A 1,082-nucleotide genomic window follows, 5' to 3' on the forward strand; every position below is an offset into this window, starting at 1 on the left:
CCGCCCGCCCTCGGCGACTGCCCGAGGACCCAGTGGACGCGGTACGCCCTCGACGCGACGCTGCTGTGCGTCCGGCGGGAGGCGGCGAACGGAGGCCCGCCCGACTGGAGCGCGCCGCGCGACCTGACGTTCCGCGGCTGGCTGCGCGGCGGCTGCCGCGAACGCCCGCCGACGGCCGCCGACCTCGACTACCACCTGGGCACGCTCTTCCCGCCCGTCCGGCCGCGTGGCTGGCTGGAGCTGCGGATGATGGACGCCCAGCCCGACGACGGCTGGATGGCGGCGGTCGCCGTCGCGGCCACCCTGATGGACGACCCGAAGGCGGCCGAGATCGCCTACGCCGCCGTCGAGCACCTCACCTCGCCCGACCTGTGGCTGAGGGCCGCGCGGAACGGCCCGGCCGACCCCGTGCTCGGCCCGGTGGTGCGCACCTGCGTGGCCACGGCCGTGGAGGCGCTGGGCCGCAGCGACCCGGGCGGCCCGGCGCACCGCGCCGCCGAGCAGTTCGCCGAACGATACGCCGGCCGGGGCCGCTGCCCGGCCGACGACTGCCTCGCCGACCGGATCGGAGTCCTGTGATGTCCGCGCCCTCCACCGCCACCGGCCACCACCCCGCCCGCGCCGCCGACCCGCACGCCGTCGACCCGCGCGCGGCGGCGAGGGCCGCGCTCGAACGGTCCCGGGCCCGCACCCACGTCCTGGTCGACTGCCTGGGCGACGGCGAACTCACCGCCCAGCACTCCCGGTTGATGTCCCCCCTGGTCTGGGACCTCGCGCACATAGGCAACCAGGAGGAGATCTGGTTGGTCCGGGACGCCGGCGGCCGCCCCGCCCTCCGCCCCGAACTCGACCCGCTCTACGACGCGTTCCGCACCCCGCGTGCCGACCGCCCCGCGCTCCCGCTGCTCGGCCCGGACGAGGCCCGCGCCTTCACCGCCCGCGTCCGCGAGGCCGCCTTCGAAGTCCTCGAAGCCGTCGAACTCGGCTCCGAGAACCGCCTGTTGGCGGACGCGTTTGTCTTCGGCATGGTCGCCCAGCACGAGCAGCAGCACGACGAGACGATGCTCGCCACCCACCAGCTG

2 protein-coding genes are annotated in these 1,082 nt (G+C 76.4%); both read left to right on the forward strand.

What is annotated here, in order from left to right:
* On the forward strand, positions 1-579 hold a 579-nt coding region (locus tag GL263_RS27095), incomplete at its 5' end, for a glutamate-cysteine ligase family protein (protein ID WP_228456864.1).
* Positions 579-1,082, forward strand: a 504-nt coding sequence (locus GL263_RS27100; RefSeq protein ID WP_182858369.1) for a DinB family protein, incomplete at its 3' end; no start/stop codon positions are given. The genes GL263_RS27095 and GL263_RS27100, both read left to right, overlap by 1 nt.

Source organism: Streptomyces durbertensis (genome assembly GCF_014156695.1).
GTDB lineage: Bacteria > Actinomycetota > Actinomycetes > Streptomycetales > Streptomycetaceae > Streptomyces > Streptomyces durbertensis.